At 75.2% G+C, this 15,545-nt stretch carries 16 protein-coding genes; 4 read left to right on the top strand and 12 right to left on the bottom strand.

From position 1 onward, the window contains the following. Nucleotides 1-32: 32 nt before the first annotated feature. Genes OKX07_RS05600 through sigE form a run of 3 tightly spaced genes read right to left on the bottom strand, consistent with a single transcriptional unit; the run spans nucleotide 33 to nucleotide 3,030 of the window. Nucleotides 33-1,517 (bottom strand): S1C family serine protease, encoded by a 1,485-nt coding sequence (locus OKX07_RS05600; RefSeq protein WP_322746828.1) that lies wholly within the window; start codon nucleotides 1,515-1,517, stop codon nucleotides 33-35. After that, nucleotides 1,502-2,404: a zf-HC2 domain-containing protein gene (locus tag OKX07_RS05595; RefSeq protein WP_265630863.1), complete on the bottom strand. Its 903-nt coding sequence runs from the start codon at nucleotides 2,402-2,404 to the stop codon at nucleotides 1,502-1,504. The genes OKX07_RS05600 and OKX07_RS05595 overlap by 16 nt, the downstream gene beginning before the upstream one ends. Next, complete coding sequence (gene sigE, locus OKX07_RS05590) at nucleotides 2,401-3,030, bottom strand: RNA polymerase sigma factor SigE (protein WP_416220830.1); 630 nt, start codon at nucleotides 3,028-3,030, stop codon at nucleotides 2,401-2,403. The genes OKX07_RS05595 and sigE overlap by 4 nt, the downstream gene beginning before the upstream one ends. Nucleotides 3,031-3,247: 217 nt before the next feature. Between sigE and OKX07_RS05585 the strand changes: the two genes are divergently transcribed. Then, nucleotides 3,248-3,880: an O-methyltransferase gene (locus tag OKX07_RS05585; protein WP_265631820.1), complete on the top strand. Its 633-nt coding sequence runs from the start codon at nucleotides 3,248-3,250 to the stop codon at nucleotides 3,878-3,880. 28 nt (nucleotides 3,881-3,908) lie between these two features. On the opposite strand, the gene OKX07_RS05580 is transcribed toward OKX07_RS05585, so the two are convergent. The 6 genes from OKX07_RS05580 to dapE form a co-directional block, all read right to left on the bottom strand. Continuing rightward, nucleotides 3,909-5,507 carry a leucyl aminopeptidase family protein gene (locus OKX07_RS05580; protein WP_265630862.1) on the bottom strand — a complete coding sequence of 533 codons (1,599 nt, stop codon included), beginning with the start codon at nucleotides 5,505-5,507 and terminating at the stop codon, nucleotides 3,909-3,911. 10 nt (nucleotides 5,508-5,517) lie between these two features. Then, nucleotides 5,518-5,685, bottom strand: a complete 168-nt coding sequence (locus OKX07_RS05575; RefSeq protein ID WP_013116243.1) for a DUF3117 domain-containing protein — start codon at nucleotides 5,683-5,685, stop codon at nucleotides 5,518-5,520. Nucleotides 5,686-5,824: 139 nt separating this feature from the next. Next, nucleotides 5,825-7,153, bottom strand: coding sequence for a hypothetical protein (locus OKX07_RS05570; RefSeq protein WP_265630861.1), 1,329 nt, complete (start codon nucleotides 7,151-7,153; stop codon nucleotides 5,825-5,827). Next, nucleotides 7,150-8,097, bottom strand: coding sequence for a dihydropteroate synthase (folP, locus tag OKX07_RS05565; RefSeq protein WP_265630860.1), 948 nt, complete (start codon nucleotides 8,095-8,097; stop codon nucleotides 7,150-7,152). Before folP ends, OKX07_RS05570 begins: the two co-directional genes overlap by 4 nt. After that, on the bottom strand, nucleotides 8,091-8,993 hold the full coding sequence (locus OKX07_RS05560; protein ID WP_265630859.1) for a TIGR00730 family Rossman fold protein: 903 nt from the start codon (nucleotides 8,991-8,993) through the stop codon (nucleotides 8,091-8,093). Before OKX07_RS05560 ends, folP begins: the two co-directional genes overlap by 7 nt. 23 nt (nucleotides 8,994-9,016) lie before the next feature. Next, nucleotides 9,017-10,132 carry a succinyl-diaminopimelate desuccinylase gene (gene dapE, locus OKX07_RS05555; RefSeq protein ID WP_265630858.1) on the bottom strand — a complete coding sequence of 372 codons (1,116 nt, stop codon included), beginning with the start codon at nucleotides 10,130-10,132 and terminating at the stop codon, nucleotides 9,017-9,019. A 40-nt stretch (nucleotides 10,133-10,172) separates the two neighbouring features. Between dapE and dapD the strand changes: the two genes are divergently transcribed. Together dapD and OKX07_RS05545 are read left to right on the top strand one after the other, a co-directional pair. Then, complete coding sequence (dapD, locus tag OKX07_RS05550) at nucleotides 10,173-11,168, top strand: 2,3,4,5-tetrahydropyridine-2,6-dicarboxylate N-succinyltransferase (RefSeq protein WP_265630857.1); 996 nt, start codon at nucleotides 10,173-10,175, stop codon at nucleotides 11,166-11,168. Between the two features lie 4 nt (nucleotides 11,169-11,172). Beyond that, on the top strand, nucleotides 11,173-12,072 hold the full coding sequence (locus OKX07_RS05545) for a hypothetical protein (RefSeq protein WP_416220829.1): 900 nt from the start codon (nucleotides 11,173-11,175) through the stop codon (nucleotides 12,070-12,072). Between the two features lie 48 nt (nucleotides 12,073-12,120). Here OKX07_RS05545 and OKX07_RS05540 read toward each other — a convergent pair whose 3' ends face one another. The 3 genes from OKX07_RS05540 to fdxA form a co-directional block, all read right to left on the bottom strand. After that, nucleotides 12,121-13,431 carry a citrate synthase gene (locus tag OKX07_RS05540; protein WP_265630855.1) on the bottom strand — a complete coding sequence of 437 codons (1,311 nt, stop codon included), beginning with the start codon at nucleotides 13,429-13,431 and terminating at the stop codon, nucleotides 12,121-12,123. A 238-nt stretch (nucleotides 13,432-13,669) separates the two neighbouring features. Then, nucleotides 13,670-14,818, bottom strand: coding sequence for a succinyldiaminopimelate transaminase (gene dapC / locus OKX07_RS05535; RefSeq protein WP_265630854.1), 1,149 nt, complete (start codon nucleotides 14,816-14,818; stop codon nucleotides 13,670-13,672). A gap of 28 nt (nucleotides 14,819-14,846) precedes the next feature. Beyond that, nucleotides 14,847-15,173, bottom strand: coding sequence for a ferredoxin (fdxA, locus tag OKX07_RS05530; RefSeq protein ID WP_265630853.1), 327 nt, complete (start codon nucleotides 15,171-15,173; stop codon nucleotides 14,847-14,849). A 92-nt stretch (nucleotides 15,174-15,265) separates the two neighbouring features. Between fdxA and OKX07_RS05525 the strand changes: the two genes are divergently transcribed. Further along, nucleotides 15,266-15,544, top strand: coding sequence for a hypothetical protein (locus OKX07_RS05525; RefSeq protein ID WP_265630852.1), 279 nt, complete (start codon nucleotides 15,266-15,268; stop codon nucleotides 15,542-15,544). The last annotated feature ends 1 nt before the right edge of the window (nucleotide 15,545 follow it).

Here is a 15,545-nt window from a genome sequence, read left to right as displayed (position 1 = left end):
TCAGGCTACCGCGACGGGCGCGGCGGGCGGGCTCAGCCCGTCGGTCCCTCGTCCAGCCGGACGCGCACCTCGCGCTCGTCCTCACCCGTGCGCACGCGCAGCACGACGGTGTCGCCGGGCTGCCGGGCGCGGATCGCGACGATCAGCTCCTCGGAGGCCGTCACGGGCCGTCCGTCGATCTCGAGGATGACGTCGCCACGCCGGATGCCCGCGCGGTCGGCGGGGCCGTCGGGCGTCACCGCCCGCGTGTTCTGGGGGTCCTGCTCGAAGACGCGCACGCCCTCGCCCGAGTACTCGGGGTCCAGCACGACCCCGATCACGGGGTAGACGGCACGGCCCGTCTCGATGAGCTGCTCGGCCGTGCGGCGCGCCTGGTTCGACGGGATCGCGAAGCCCAGGCCGATGCTGCCCGCGCTCGTGAGCCTGCCGGGCAGCTGCGCGATCGCGGAGTTGATGCCCACGACCTCGCCCCGGGCGTTGACGAGCGGGCCTCCGGAGTTGCCCGGGTTGATGGCCGCGTCGGTCTGGATCGCGTTGATGAAGGCCGCGTCGTCCGCCTCGCCGGCGACGACCGGCCGGTTCAACGCGCTGACGATGCCCGTGGTCACGGTGCCGACGAGCCCGAGGGGGGCGCCGATCGCGACGACGGGGTCACCCACGACGACCGCGTCGGAGTCACCGAGGGCCAGCGGCGTCAGCCCGGTCGCCTCGACCTTCACCACGGCGAGGTCGTACTCGGCCGTCGCCCCGACGACCGTGCCCGGCAGCTCGGTGCCGTCGGCGAACTGGACGACCAGCCCGCCGTCCCCGGCGCCGGCGACGACGTGGTTGTTGGTGAGCACGTAGCCGTCCTGCCGCAGGACGAACCCGGAGCCCGAGCCCAACCCGTCGGCGCTCGTGACCTCGATCGACACGACGCTCGGCAGGACGCCCGCGGCGATGCCCGCGACGGACTCGGGGGCGCGGTCGACGGGCGTGCCGGGTGCCGCGACCACGGGCAGCCCGGCGTCCACGCGGCGCCCGTCGTCCGGCAGCACGCGGCCGCCGAGCAGCCCGCCCAGGAAGCCGGCGAGCAGGGAGACGGCGACCAGCGGCGCGATCCAGACCGCCGACAGCGCGCGGCGGCGACGGGACGGGACCGGCGGCGCGGGAACGTGCTGCAGCAGGGTGCCGTCCGACGCGAGCGGACGCACGCCGCCGTGCCCGGGCGCCGCGAACGACGGGGGCGCCGTCGGCGGCGGGCCGAACACCGGCGGGCCGAAGGGAGGTCCGGACGGCGGCTCGGACGGTGCGGCCGCCGGGGGCGCGTACGGCGAGGTCTCCGGCGGTGCGACGCCACCGGACGGGAGGTCGGACGCCGCACGCCGGTACGACGACGGGGCAGCAAACATCGGAGCAGGGGGCACCGGAGCGGGCAGGACCGCAGCAGGGGGCACCGGGGTCTGCGGGACCGGCGGGGGTGGCCCGACCGGCGCGTCGGCCGGGGTGGGCTCGGTGTCGCTCACGGGCGTGCCCACGCGGCGGTGACCGTCTGCCAGCCCCGGCCGATGCGCCCGGTGACGGTGTCGTCGTAGCCCCCGGAGGGGAAGGCGGCGACGAGCGCGTCGATCTCGCCCTCGTCCTGCGCGGCCACGACCTGCACGACCGTCGCCTCGGACTGCCACGCGACCTGCCACGGCTCCACGGACAGCACGTGCACCTGGCGGCCCCCGACCTCCCGGACGGGGGCACCGGCGAGCGCGCCGGTGTCGAGGCGACCCTGCTGCTCGGTCACGACGAACGTGCCCGCCGGTCCGGTGACGTCCACCTCGAGGACGCGCGGCCCGTTCGTCGAGAAGCTGATCGCACCGACCTGCCACCCCGCGGGCAGGCGGCTGGGGAAGGTCCAGCCCTGCGCGCGGAGCCACCCGACGGTCTCGTCGTCCGCGGGCACGGCCTCGCCCGGCGGGGAGGTGTGCGCGAGCAGCCCGAGGACGGCGGCCGGGTGGTTCGTCGGGGTCACGACGGGCCGCTCCCCGAGCAGGAACAGGCCGGCCGCGACGGCGCCCAGGCCGGCGACGGAGCCGACGACCCGACGCGCCGACGTGCGGCGGACGACGTCGCCGCGCAGCGCGTGCGTCGCGGCGAACGGCAGCGCGGCCCCACCGCCGACCGTGAAGGGGTCGCGCGGCGCCGGCGGGGGCAGGGGCGGCCCCTGCGCCGACAGCGAGAGCAGGCGGGCGGTGAGGTCCTCGGGGGGCTGCACCGGCTCGGCCGCGGCGAGGGCGCGGCGCGCGGCGCGGGCGGACGCGAGCTCGTGCGCGCAGGCGCCGCACGTCGCCACGTGGGCGAGGGCGCGCTCGGTCGCGGCCGGGTCGAGCTGTCCGTCGACGAGCGCGCTGATCCGCGACCCCAGGTGCATCATCCGGCTGCCACCTCGGCGCGGGGTACGCCGGACCCGGACCCGCCGGACCCGGACCCGGTCTCGTCCGCCGCGGAGAGATCGTCCGGCAGCGCCGGGTACGGACGACGGTGCTCGAGCGCGATCCGGAGCCGCGCCCGTGCGCGGTGGATGCGCGAGCGCACGGTGCCGAGCTTGATGCCCAGCGTCACGGCGATCTCCTCGTACGACAGACCCTCGATGTCGCACAGCACGACGGCCGCGCGGTACTCGGGGGGCAGGTCGTCCAGGGCTCGCTGGACGTCGTGGTCCAGGTTGCCGGCCTCGAACGCGCGCTCGGGCGTCGAGAGCCGGTCGGGCGACGCCCACCGCTCGGCGTCGTCACCGATCGGCTCGATGCGCACGCGCTGGCGCCGCCGGGCGGTGTCGAGGAAGAGGTTGGTGGTGATGCGGTGCAGCCAGCCCTCGAACGTGCCGGGGGTGTAGGTGTGCAGCGACCGGAAGACGCGCACGAACGTCTCCTGGGTGAGGTCCTCGGCGTCGTGCCGGTTGCCCGTCAGCCGGTACGCGAGCCGGTACACGCGGCCGGAGTGCTCGCGGACGATCTCCTCCCAGGACGGGGCCTGCCACTCGGCGGGCTGGACGCTCATCTGCGGGGTTCTCTCCTCGGTCGGGTCGCTGGCGCCCAGTCTCCCAGGTCGGGGCGAGACCCTCGCCTGTGTTCGTCCTGGGCGGAACCCGCCGCGCCGGACCGTGCTGCGCCACGCGTGCCGCGTGGCGGCGAGCGCCTCCGTCGTGCGCCCCGGGCGCGGGTCTACTCTGACGCGCAGGCGCGCCCGTCCGCAGGCGCACGACGAGGAGGCCGTCATCTCCACCGACAAGGCGCAGAGCTGGGTCTACTGCGAGGAGTTCCTCGAGGAGGACGACGTCCTGCTGCGGGCCCGCGAGCGCGCGTCGCACCTCGGTTGCACGCCGGTGCTGCCCGGTGCGGGTGCCGTGCTGAGCGTGCTGGCGGCCGCCGTGCAGGCCCGTGCGGTCGTCGAGGTCGGGACGGGTGCCGGCGTCGGGTCGCTGTACGTGCTGCGCGGCATGCCGGCGGACGGCGTGCTGACGACGATCGACCTCGAGCTCGAGCACCAGCGCGCCGCGAAGGAGGCGTTCGCCGAGGAGGGGGTGCGCAGCACCCGCACGCGCGCGATCTCGGGGCGGGCGCTGGACGTGCTGCCGCGGCTGACGGACGGCGGCTACGACATGGTGGTCATCGACGCGGACGTCGAGAACTACCCCGGGTACGTCGAGCAGGCCGTGCGCCTGCTGCGCCCGGGCGGCGTCCTGGCCGTCGACGACGCGCTGTGGCACGACCGGGTCGCCGACCCCGCGCGCCGCGACGAGACGACGACGACGGTGCGCGACGTGGGCAAGCAGGTGCGGGCGGACGACCGGCTGCTGCCGGCGCTGCTGCCCACGGGTGACGGCCTGCTGGTCGCGGTCCGCCGCTGAGCTCGGGACGACTCCTGCTCCGGCGCCCCTACTCCTTCGCGGTCAGGTACTCCAGCAGCAGGCGCGCGCCGTAGCCCGTGGCGCCCTCGGTGACCTCGTGCTTGTCCGACGTCGAGCGGCCCGGTCCCGCGATGTCGAGGTGCGCCCACGCGCGCTGCCCGACGAACCGCCGCAGGAACAGCGCGGCCGTGATGGACCCGCCGCCGATCCGGCGGTCCTCGGGGACGTGGCGCAGGTCGGCGATCGACGAGCGCACGGCCTCCTCGTAGTCCGCGACGAGCGGCATGTGCCAGACCAGCTCGCCCGTGCGGTCCCCCGCCGCGGACAGCGCGGCGACGAGCGCGTCGTCGGTCCCGTAGAGCGCGGCGTGCTGCTTGCCCAGGCCGAGGCTCGCGGCGCCCGTGAGCGTGGCGACGTCGACGAGCACGTCGGGCGCGAGGGTCGCGTCCGCCCAGGCGAGCGCGTCAGCGAGCACGAGGCGGCCCTCGGCGTCGGTGTTGGCGATCTCGACGGTCGTGCCGCCGTGGATCGTCACGACGTCGCCGGGCCGGTAGGACGCGGCGCCGACGTGGTTCTCGGCGAGCGGCAGGACGGCGGTGACCGTGTGCGCGACCTTCGCCTGCGCGGCGGCCAGGACGGTCGCGAGCGCGACAGCGGCACCCGCCATGTCGGTCTTCATCGGCACCATCGCCTCGCGCGGCTTGATGGACAGGCCGCCCGTGTCGTACGTGATGCCCTTGCCGACGACCACGACGTGCCGCCCGCCGCCGCCCGCGGGGGTGTACGTGACCCGGACCAGGCGCGGTGGGGACGCGGACCCGGCACCGACCGCCAGGATGCCGCCGAAGCCGCCCGCGGCCAGCTCGCGCGGCCCGAGGACCTGCACGTCGAGCCCGGCCTTCGTCCCGAGGCGGCGCGCCCGGTCGGCCAGCCACGCCGGGTCCTTGACGTTCGACGGCGTGTTGGTGAGGTCCCGGACCAGCCAGGTCGCGCTCGCCCCGATGCGGGCGACGTCGACCGCGGCGGCGACGGCCGCACCGTCCCGGCCGAGCAGCACCAGCTCGGCGGGTGTCTTCGGGTCCGGCTTCGCCGTCATCCGCAGCGGCGTGTAGGCCGCGAGCAGGTAGCCCTCGGTGACGGCGCGCGCGGCCTGCGCCGCTCCCGCCTCGTCGTGGTGGGTCTGCGCGCCCACCGTCGCGGCGACGCGGCGCAGCCCCCGGGTGGCGCGGGCGAGCGCCGCACCGGCCCGCCGCAGGGCGGTCGGGCTCTCGTCGCCGACGCCCACGAGCACGATGCGGGGCGGCAGGCCCGCCCACGGCAGCGCGACGGACGAGCCGACGGGTAGCGGCAGGTGGACCGTGAACGCCTCGCCGGCCGCACCGGTCAGCCCCGCCCGCTCCGCGAGCTCGGCCAGGTCGATGCCGTAGCGGGCCGCGGCCTGCGGCGTCCCGGAGCGTGGTTGCAGCGCGTCGTCGCCCGCGCGGCTGGGTGCGACCTGCACGGCGACCGCGTCGACCGACCCGTCCGTCAGGAGCGGGGAGTCGACGACGGTCGCGGCGTGCAGCGTGACGACCGGGGGCGTGCGCTGCGCCGCCGCGGCCGCCGGCCCGCTGGTGCGGGGACTCATCCGCAGGTCGTCAGCCGACCACGGAGGTCAAGGCCTCGCCCAGCTCGGCAGCCTCGGTCGCGTTGAGCTCGACCACCAGCCGTCCGCCGCCCTCGAGGGGGACGCGCATCACGATGCCACGTCCCTCCTTGGTCACCTCGAGCGGTCCGTCGCCGGTCCTCGGCTTCATCGCGGCCATCCGGGGCCTCTCCTTCACGTGTCCGTGCCGGCCGACGGTTGCCGGGCAGCCCCGACAACCTCCTGATCAGCCGGTTGTCCAGCGGCCATCCTAGTTCACCGCTCACCGACCCCGCCCGGGCGCCACCAGCACGAACGGGTCACGGCGGCCAGTCGCCCCCCGGGTTGAACTCCCACATCTGCCGGACCCACAGCACCTGCAGCCCGAGCATGAGGACGAGCACGGCCGTGAACCACGCACGACGCGCCCACGCGGGGCGCAGGACGACGCCCGCGGTCGCGGCGCCCAGCGGGAAGGCCAGGAGCAGGAACCGGGCCAGGCTGGAGCCGGGCTCGATGACGGCGAGGATGTACAGGAGGTACGCGGCCGACCAGGCGTGCAGCTCCGGCCCGAGCCGCCACGCGGCCGGGACCAGCAGGATCGCCGCGGTGAGCGCGAACCCCGCGACCATCACGGGGGTGCCCCAGTCGCCGAGCCAGAACTGCGGCACGTACGTCCACCCCGAGAACGGGACGACCTCCCGGACGCCGCGCCACGCCTCCTGGGTCTGCAGGTACCCGTCCGGCACGCCCGTGACCCACCCGCAGATCGCGGGCCACGCGATGCCCGAGACGCCCGCGGCCGCGGCGAGGCCCGTCAGGCCCACGCCGTCGCGCCAGCCGAACGTCTCGCCGTCCGTACCGCGCCGCGCCCGCCACCAGCGCACGGCCGCGTGCACCACGACCACGACGGCCATCGGCAGCGCGACGGCCCGGGTGAACCCCAGGAGCACGACGACCAGCGCCGCCCAGGCGTACTGGCGGCGGACCAGCAGGAGCAGCGCGGACGCGATGAGCAGCAGCGCCGCGGACTCGGTGTACGCGACCTGCAGCACGGGCGCCGTGGGGAAGGCGCAGACCAGCGCGACGGTGGCCAGCGGTAGGCCCGGGCGCGCGGCGACGGCACGGGGCGCGCCCTGCCGGACCGCCTCGTGCACGACGAGCATCGCCCCGGCGCTCAGCAGCAGCGCGACGGTCGGCGCGACGACCATCCAGGACCCGCCCGTGACCGTCATCAGCGCACGCACGAGCATCGGGAACAGCGGGAAGAACGCCCACGGGTTCTGCTGGACGAGGCCCTGGTCGTCGCGCGGCAGCTCGGACGGGTAGCCGCCCTCGGCGATCTGCTGGTACCAGCCCGCGTCGTACAGCAGCCCGACGAACTCCTGGTACGACGGGTTCGCACCCGTCCAGTGGTTCTCCCGCTGGAACGTCGCGGTCCAGACGAACGCGGCGACGCCCAGCAGCCGCGACGCGGCCCACACCAGCAGCACGTGCACCCACCAGGGCCACGTGCGCACCCGCTGCCACCACCCGGGGGCGGTGCTCGCGGCCGCGGCGGGCCCCACCTCGGCCGCGACGACGTCGGCGCCGACGACGACGTCGTCGGCGACGTCGGCGACGTCGGCGCGCGGCGCGTCGGCGCTCACAGCATGCCCCGCAGGGCGACGGCGGGGGCGCGGTCGGCCCGGATCGCCGCGACCATGTCCAGCGTGCGTCGCGTCGCTGCGACGTCGTGGACGCGGAAGACGCGGGCGCCGAGCCACGCCGCGACGGCCGTCGCGGCCAGCGTGCCCTCGAGCCGTTGCTCGGGTGGCAGGTCCAAGGTCTCCCCGACGAGGTCCTTGCGTGAGATCGCCATGAGCACAGGGTGCCCGATCTGCACGATCTGTGGGGTATTTCTCAGCAGGTGCAACGAGTGCCAGGTCGTCTTGCCGAAGTCGAGGGTCGCGTCGACGAGCACCGACGCCGGGTCGACGCCCAGCGCGACGGCCCGCGCGGCCGCTGCGGTGAGGGTCGCCACGACGTCCGCGACGACCCCGTCGAGCGGGTCCACGCCGTCGGGTGCGGGGTAGGTCACGCGGAAGGGGTCGCTGCGCGGCGCCGCTCCCCCGGTGTGCGAGCACACGACGCCCAGGCCGCGCTCGGCGGCCACCTCGACCAGCCCCGGGTCGTGGCCCGCCCACGTGTCGTTGAGCAGGTCGGCGCCCGCGTCGGCGACGGCCCGCGCGACCCCCGCGCGCCACGTGTCGACGCTCACCAGCAGGTCGGGGTGGCGGGCGCGCACGCGCTCCACGACGGGCAGCACGCGCGCGATCTCCTCGGCCTCGTCGACGGCGGGGCCGCGCCCCGCGCGCACCCCGCCGACGTCCAGCACGTCGGCGCCCTCCTCGACCGCACGGTCGACGGCCGCGTCGACCGTGTCCACGCCGTGGCGCGCGGCCGCGTAGAAGGAGTCGGGTGTGCGGTTGACGACCGCCATGACGACGGGCCGGTCGGGTCCGAACGTGCGGTCACGCAGCCGGAGCGGCGCGGCGCCGGCGGGCACGCCCGGCAGGACAGACGGGCCCGGCAGCGACCCCGAGGTCACCACCCGCCGTCCGTGAGCGCGTCGTCGGCGTGCGGATCGCCCGCCCCGTCGCCGGCCGCGCGCTCCTCGCGGGCGCGGCGGTCGCCGGCGGAGGCGGCCGCGCGCTGGTCGCGCTCGGTGGCGCGTGCCGCGGCCTGCTCCTGCGCCCGCAGCTCGGCACCGCGCCGCACGACGATGTCGACGGCCTCCTGCGCGCTGCCCGCGACCTGCATGAGGTCGACGTCGGCGGCGCCGATCATGCCCCGGGCGTGCACGGTGTCGCGCAGCCAGGTCAGCAGGCCCGTCCAGTAGTCCGCCCCGAGCAGCACGATCGGGAAGCCGGTGACCTTGTGCGTCTGCACGAGCGTGAGGGCCTCGAACAGCTCGTCGAACGTCCCGAACCCGCCGGGCAGGACGACGAACCCCTCGGAGTACTTGACGAACATCGTCTTGCGGGCGAAGAAGTACCGGAAGTTGACGCCGAGGTCGACCCACTGGTTCATGCCCTGCTCGAACGGCAGCTCGATGCCGAGCCCGACCGAGAGCCCGTTCGCCTCGGACGCCCCCTTGTTGGCGGCCTCCATGATCCCCGGGCCGCCCCCGGTCATGACGGCGTACCCGGCCTCGACGAGGCCGCGGGCGACGTCCTGCGCCAGCGCGTAGTACGGGTCGTCGGGCGTGACGCGCGCCGAGCCGAACACGCTCACCGCCGGCCCGACCTCCGCGAGCGCACCGAAGCCCTCGACGAACTCGCTCTGGATCCGCATGACCCGCCAGGGGTCGTCGTGCAGCCACGACGCGCCCTGGGCGCCGGACAGCAGACGCTGGTCGGACGTGGTGGTGGGGATCTGGTCGCGGCGCAGGAGCACAGGACCGCGGCGGTACTCCGGCGCCGGTGCCGACGAGTCGTCAGGGGTCATGCGAGGAGCCTATGCGGCCGACCTCAGGCGGTGCCGAGCGGCAGGTCCCGCGGCTGCTCGCCCGTCAGCCAGGCGCGCAGCGCGCGGTGGCACAGCTCGATCTGCGCGACCGGCACCCGCTCGTCGTCCTTGTGCGCGAGCAGCGGGTCACCGGGGCCGAAGTTCACGGCCGGGACGCCGAGCGCACTGAACCGCGCGACGTCGGTCCAGCCGTACTTCGGTGCCGGACGCCCGCCCGTGACCGCCAGGACCGCGGCGGCGAAGTCCTGCGCGGCGGGTGCGTCGAGGCCGGGGCGCGCGCCGGCCGCGGCGTCGGTGAGGACGACGTCGTACCCGGCGAGCAGGTCGCGCACGTGCGCGAACGCCTCGTCGACGGTGCGGGACGGCGCGAAGCGGTAGTTGACCGTCACGACGCACGCGTCGGGGATGACGTTGGCCGCGACGCCACCGGAGACGAGCACGGCGTTGAGGCTCTCGCGGTAGGCCAGGCCGTCGACCTCGACGGTCGCCGGCTCGTACGCCGCCAGACGGCGCAGCACCTCGCCCGCGGCGTGCACCGCGTTGACGCCGACCCACGCGCGCGCCGAGTGCGCGGCGACGCCGGTCAGGCGCACCTCGGCACGCAGCGTGCCGTTGCAGCCGCCCTCGATGCCGCCGTTGCTCGGCTCCCCCAGGACCGCGAAGTCGCCGGCGAGCCAGTCCGGGTGGTGCTCGACGACGCGGCCCAGGCCGCTGAGGTCGGCGGCGACCTCCTCGTGGTCGTAGAACACCCACGTCACGTCGTGCACCGGCGCGGTCAGGGCCGCCGCGAGCGACAGCGCGACGGCGACCCCGCCCTTCATGTCGACGGTCCCCCGGCCCCACAGCACGTCGTCCTCGAGGCGCGTGGGCAGGTTGTCGGCGATCGGGACGGTGTCGAGGTGCCCGGCCACCACGACCCGGCGCGCCCGTCCCAGGTGCGTGCGCGCGACGACGGTGTCCCCGTCGCGCAGCACCTCGAGGTGCGGGTGCGCGCGCAGCGCGGCCTCGACCGCGTCGGCGAGCAGCGTCTCGTCACCGCTGACGGACGCGACGTCGCACACCCGGCGCGTCAGCGTCACGACGTCGGCGGACAGGTCCAGGAGGGCGTCGGCAGGCACGTCACCGACCCTACGCTCGGCGCACCGTAGGCTTGTCCGCATGACCGACCGCACGGCCTGGGGCCTCGGCCTGGCCACCGTCACCGACGCCGGCACGACGCTCGACGTCTGGTACCCGACGCCCGCCCTCGGCGCACCGCCCGTGACGCTCGACGTCGACGACGACGCGTCCGTCCGGCGGAACGCCCCCGCTGACCTGGCCTCCTGCGAGCGCACGGACGCGGCCCGCGGCGTGCGCGTGGTGCTCGTCGCGACCGTCGTCGAGCTCGACTCCCCGCCCGCCGGCACCGCCGACGCCTACCTGCGGCTGCACCTGCTCTCGCACCGGCTCGTCGCACCGCACGGGCAGAACCTCGACGGCGTCTTCGCGGTGCTGCCCAACGTCGTGTGGACGGACCGCGGCCCGTGCGCGGTCGAGGACTTCGAGGCGACGCGCCTGCGGCTGCGCGCGGCGACGGGCACGCCGGTCACCGTGTACGGCGTCGACAAGTTCCCGCGGATGGTCGACTACGCGCTGCCGTCGGGCGTGCGCATCGCCGACGCGGACCGCGTGCGCCTCGGCGCCCACCTGGCACCGGGCACGACCGTCATGCACGAGGGCTTCGTCAACTTCAACGCCGGGACGCTGGGCACGTCGATGGTCGAAGGACGGATCTCCGCGGGCGTCGTCGTCGGCGACGGGTCGGACGTCGGTGGCGGGGCGTCGATCATGGGGACCCTGTCCGGCGGCGGACGTGAGGTCGTGTCCATCGGCCGGCGCTCGCTGCTCGGGGCGAACTCCGGGCTCGGGATCCCCCTCGGCGACGACTGCGTGGTCGAGGCGGGCCTGTACGTGACCGCCGGGACCAAGGTGCGGCTCGTCGGGTTCGACGTGCCGGGCGCCGTCGACGAGGGCGACGCGCGCGTCGTCAAGGCCCGCGCGCTGGCTGGTGCGGACAACGTGCTGTTCCGCCGCAACTCGCGCACGGGCGAGGTCGAGGCGGTCGCGCGTTCCGGCGCCGGGGTGCAGCTCAACTCCGCGCTGCACGCGAACTGACGTCGTGGCAGCCGAACGGCGGCGGGGCTGCCTACCGGTGCTGGTCACCGTCGGCCTCGTGCTCGTCCTGGCGGCGGTCGCGGTGGGCGCCGTCGTCGCGCTGCTGAACCGCACGGGGTCCCCCGGACCCGTCGCCGAGCGCTGCGTCGCGCACCTCGACGGCACCGACTGGAGCCTGAGCCCCGACCAGGCGCAGCACGCGGCCCTCGCGGCAGCCGTCGCGACGCGCCGCGGGCTGCCCGCGCGGGCCGTCACCATCGGCATCGCGACCGCGCTGCAGGAGTCCCGCCTGGAGAACATCGACTACGGCGACCGCGACTCCGTCGGCCTGTACCAGCAGCGGCCGTCGCAGGGCTGGGGCACGGTCGAGCAGATCATGGACCCCGTGTACTCGACGACGAAGTTCTTCGAGGGGCTCGAGCAGGTCGACGGCTACCAGGACATGGCGGTCACCGAGGCCGCGCAGGCCGTCCAGCGCAGCGGCTTCCCCGACGCGTACGCCCAGCACGAGGTGCGCGCACGCGCCTGGGCGTCGGCCCTCACCGGCTTCTCGCCCGCGGCGCTGTCGTGCACCCTGCACCCCGTCGACGCACCTGCGGGCACCGAGCCGGTGCTCGCCCGCGTGGCCCGCGACCTCGGCGACGTCGCGCCGACGGTCGCGCCCGCCGACGCCGACGCCGGCACCCCGGCGACCGTCGACCTGCCCGGCACGGCGCTGCCGATCGACGACGCGGCGCGCGCGGGCTGGTCCCTCGCCCAGTGGGCCGTGGCCGTCGCCGCCGACGTCGGCCTGGACGCCGTGACGGTCGGCGACTCGACGTGGACGCGCGCCGAGCCGACCTGGCAGCCCACGGGCGCGCCGCCCCTGCCCGCCGGTCAGGTCCGCCTCACCGTCGCCGGCTGACCCTCCCGTGCCACCCGCGAGAGGACGATCCAGCCCCGAACAGGTGGGTCAGCGGCGCTCGACGGGGACGTACGCGCGCTCGGTCGCGCCCGTGTACACCTGGCGCGGGCGGCCGATCTTGGTCTGCGGGTCGTTCATCATCTCGCGCCACTGCGCGATCCAGCCGGGCATGCGGCCCAGCGCGAACAGCGGCGTGAACATCCGCTCGGAGAAGCCCATCGCCTTGTAGATCAGGCCGGTGTAGAAGTCGACGTTGGGGTACAGCTTGCGGGAGATGAAGTAGTCGTCGGACAGGGCGATCTCCTCGAGCCCCATCGCGATGTCCAGCAGCTCGTCGGCGCCGCCGAGCGCCTCCAGCACCTCGTGGGCGCTCTGCTTCACGATCGCGGCACGCGGGTCGTAGTTCTTGTAGACCCGGTGGCCGAAGCCCATGAGGCGGACGCCGTCCTCCTTGTTCTTCACGCGGCGCATGAACGCCGTGGCGTCCCCGCCGTTCGCCTTGATCTCGTCGAGCATCGCCAGCACGGCCTCGTTCGCGCCGCCGTGCAGCGGCCCGGACAGCGCGTTGATGCCGGCCGAGACCGACGCGTAGATGTTGGCCTGGCTCGACCCGACGACCCGCACCGTCGACGTCGAGCAGTTCTGCTCGTGGTCGGCGTGCAGGATCAGCAGCTTGTCGAGGGCGTTGACGACGATCGGGTCCGGGTCCCACTGCTGGTAGGGCACCGCGAACGTCATGCGCAGGAAGTCCTCGACGTACCCGCGCGAGTAGTCCGGGTACAGCAGCGGCTCCCCCTTCGAGGCGCGGTGCACGTAGGACGTGATCGTGCGCGTCTTGGCGAGGATGAGGACCGTGGCGAGCTCGACCGTCTCGGGGTCGAACGGGTCGAGCGACTCGGGGTAGAACGTCGAGAGCGCGTTGAGCGCCGAGGCCATGACGGCCATCGGGTGGGCGTTGCGCGGGAACGTCCCCATGAACGTCCGGAAGTCCTCGTGGACCAGCGTGTGCCGGTTGACGCGCTCCTCGAACGCGGACAGCGCGTCGGCCGACGGCAGCTCGCCGTGGATGAGCAGGTACGCGACCTCGAGGAACGAGGCGTGCTCGGCGAGCTGCTCGATCGGGTACCCGCGGTAGCGCAGGATGCCCGCGTCGCCGTCGATGTAGGTGATCTGCGACTCGCACGACGCGGTGTTCATGAACCCCGGGTCGACGGTCACCATCCCCGTGTCGCGCAGCAGGGACGACACGACGATGCCGTCGTTGCCCTCGGTGGCGGGCACGACGGGCAGGTCGCGCGCCTCCCCGTGGACCACGAGCTGGACGGGGGCCTGCACCGGTGCGGTGACGACGTCCGACATAGGTGTTCCTTCCTGCGCCGACGAGCGGGGTCCAGCCGGCCCCGGCGATTCGCCGAGCGGGCCGGTGGGTGGCCGACGCCCGGGTGCTGACCGCCGTCGGCCCGCAGTGACGGTATACGCGGTACACCGGTCTTGACCAACGCGCGACGGACCCTTGGCCTGGATGTGAGGTTCCTCACAGAGGATGTCGCCAATGTACGCCGGTGGCGACGCGGACGGGGCAGCCCATGCCCCGCCCCTACGCGCCGGACAGGCGCGCCGCGGCCTCGACGACGTCCTCGTCCGTGGCCGTCAGCGCCACCCGGACGTGCCCGGCCGCCGCCGCACCGTAGAAGGCGCCGGGCGCCACCAGCAGCCCCAGGCCCGCGAGGTCGTGCACCGTCGCCCACGCGTCCTGCGGACCCCCGTCGGGCCGGACCCACAGGTACAGCCCGGCGTGCGACCCGTCGACCACGTAGCCGGCCGCCTCCAGGCCGGTGCGCAGCGCGACCCGTCGCCGCCGGTAGCGCTCACGCTGCTCGGCCACGTGCGCGTCGTCGTGCAGCGCCGCCGTCATCGCCGCCTGCACCGGCGCGGGCACGATCATGCCCGCGTGCTTGCGCGTCTCGAGCAGACCCGCGACCAGCGCGGGGTCGCCGGCGACGAACGCCGCGCGGTACCCCGCCAGGTTCGACTGCTTCGACAACGAGTACACCGCCAGCAGCCCGGTGAGGTCGCCGCCGGTCACGCGGGGGTCCAGCACGCTCGGCACGCCCTGGCCGACCCAGGGCTCGTCCCACGCGAGCTCGGCGTAGCACTCGTCGGAGGCGACGACCACGGGTCGACCCGTGCGCGCCGCCGCCGCACGGGCGGCCTGCACGACGTCCCGCAGCTCGTCGACGCCCAGCACCGAGCCGTCGGGGTTGCCGGGCGAGTTCAGCCACACCAGCCGTACGTCGTCCCGCGCGGCCAGCAGCGTCGCGGGGTCGTCCGTGGGCAGCGGGCGCGCACCGGCGAGCCGCGCCCCGACGTCGTAGGTCGGGTACGCGGTCGCCGGGTGCAGCACGACGTCGCCGGCGCCCAGGCCCAGCAGCGACGGCAGGAACGCGACCAGCTCCTTCGAGCCGACCGTCGGCAGCACCGCGTCCGGGTCGAGCCCCGGCACGCCGCGACGGCGCGCGAACCACGCCACGACGGCCTCGCGCAGCGCGCGCGTGCCGTGCGTCGTGGGGTAGCCGTGCGCGTCGGACGCGGCCGCCAGCGCCTCGCGCACCAGCGCGGGCGTCGGGTCCACGGGAGTGCCGACCGACAGGTCGACCATGCCGCCGGGGTACGCGCGGGCACGCTCCGCCGCCGGCCCGAGGGAGTCCCACGGGAAGTCCGGCAGCGCGCCGGTCAGCAGGCCCACGCGTCCCCCGTCGTGCGGCGCCGGGGCGTCACTCGCCGTGGATGCGCAGCGGAAGCACGGCGATGATCGGGTGGTCGTGCTCGATCATGCCCATCTTCGCGGCGCCGCCGGGCGAGCCGACCTCGTCGAAGAAGTGCACGTTCGCCTCGTAGTACGGGGCCCACTGCTCCGGGACGTCGTCCTCGTAGTAGATCGCCTCGACGGGGCAGACCGGCTCACAGGCACCGCAGTCCACGCACTCGTCGGGGTGGATGTACAGGGAGCGCTTGCCCTCGTAGATGCAGTCGACCGGACACTCCTCGATGCACGCCTTGTCCTTGACGTCCACGCAGGGTTCGGCGATCACATACGTCACAGGTCCTCCACACGGTGCAGCGGTCGCCCTAGTATCCCCCACGTGCGAGCAGCCACGACCCGGCGTCCAACCACCGACACGGCGGGACGTACGTGAGTACCGCCACATGGCGGTCGTGGGCCCCGGGTACGCGCGTCGTCGTGCGCCGCCGCCGCGACGACCTGCAGCCCGGCGAGGTCGCCGGGACGCTGCACGGCGGCGAGCCGCAGTTCACCGACGTGCTCGGCGACGTCGTCGCCGTCGACGACGACGGCCTGACCGTGCGGACGCGCCGCGGGGACGTGCACGTCCCCGCGGGCGACGTCGTGCGCGCGAAGGTCGTGCCGCCCGCCCCGGTGCGCCGCGCACCCCGGGGCGACGCGGCGTCCTGAC

It is taken from the genome of Cellulomonas sp. S1-8, from assembly GCF_026184235.1.
Taxonomy (GTDB): Bacteria; Actinomycetota; Actinomycetes; order Actinomycetales; family Cellulomonadaceae; genus Cellulomonas.
Note: the sequence above shows the minus strand (reverse complement) of the source record. Positions and strands in the feature narration are given on the sequence as shown.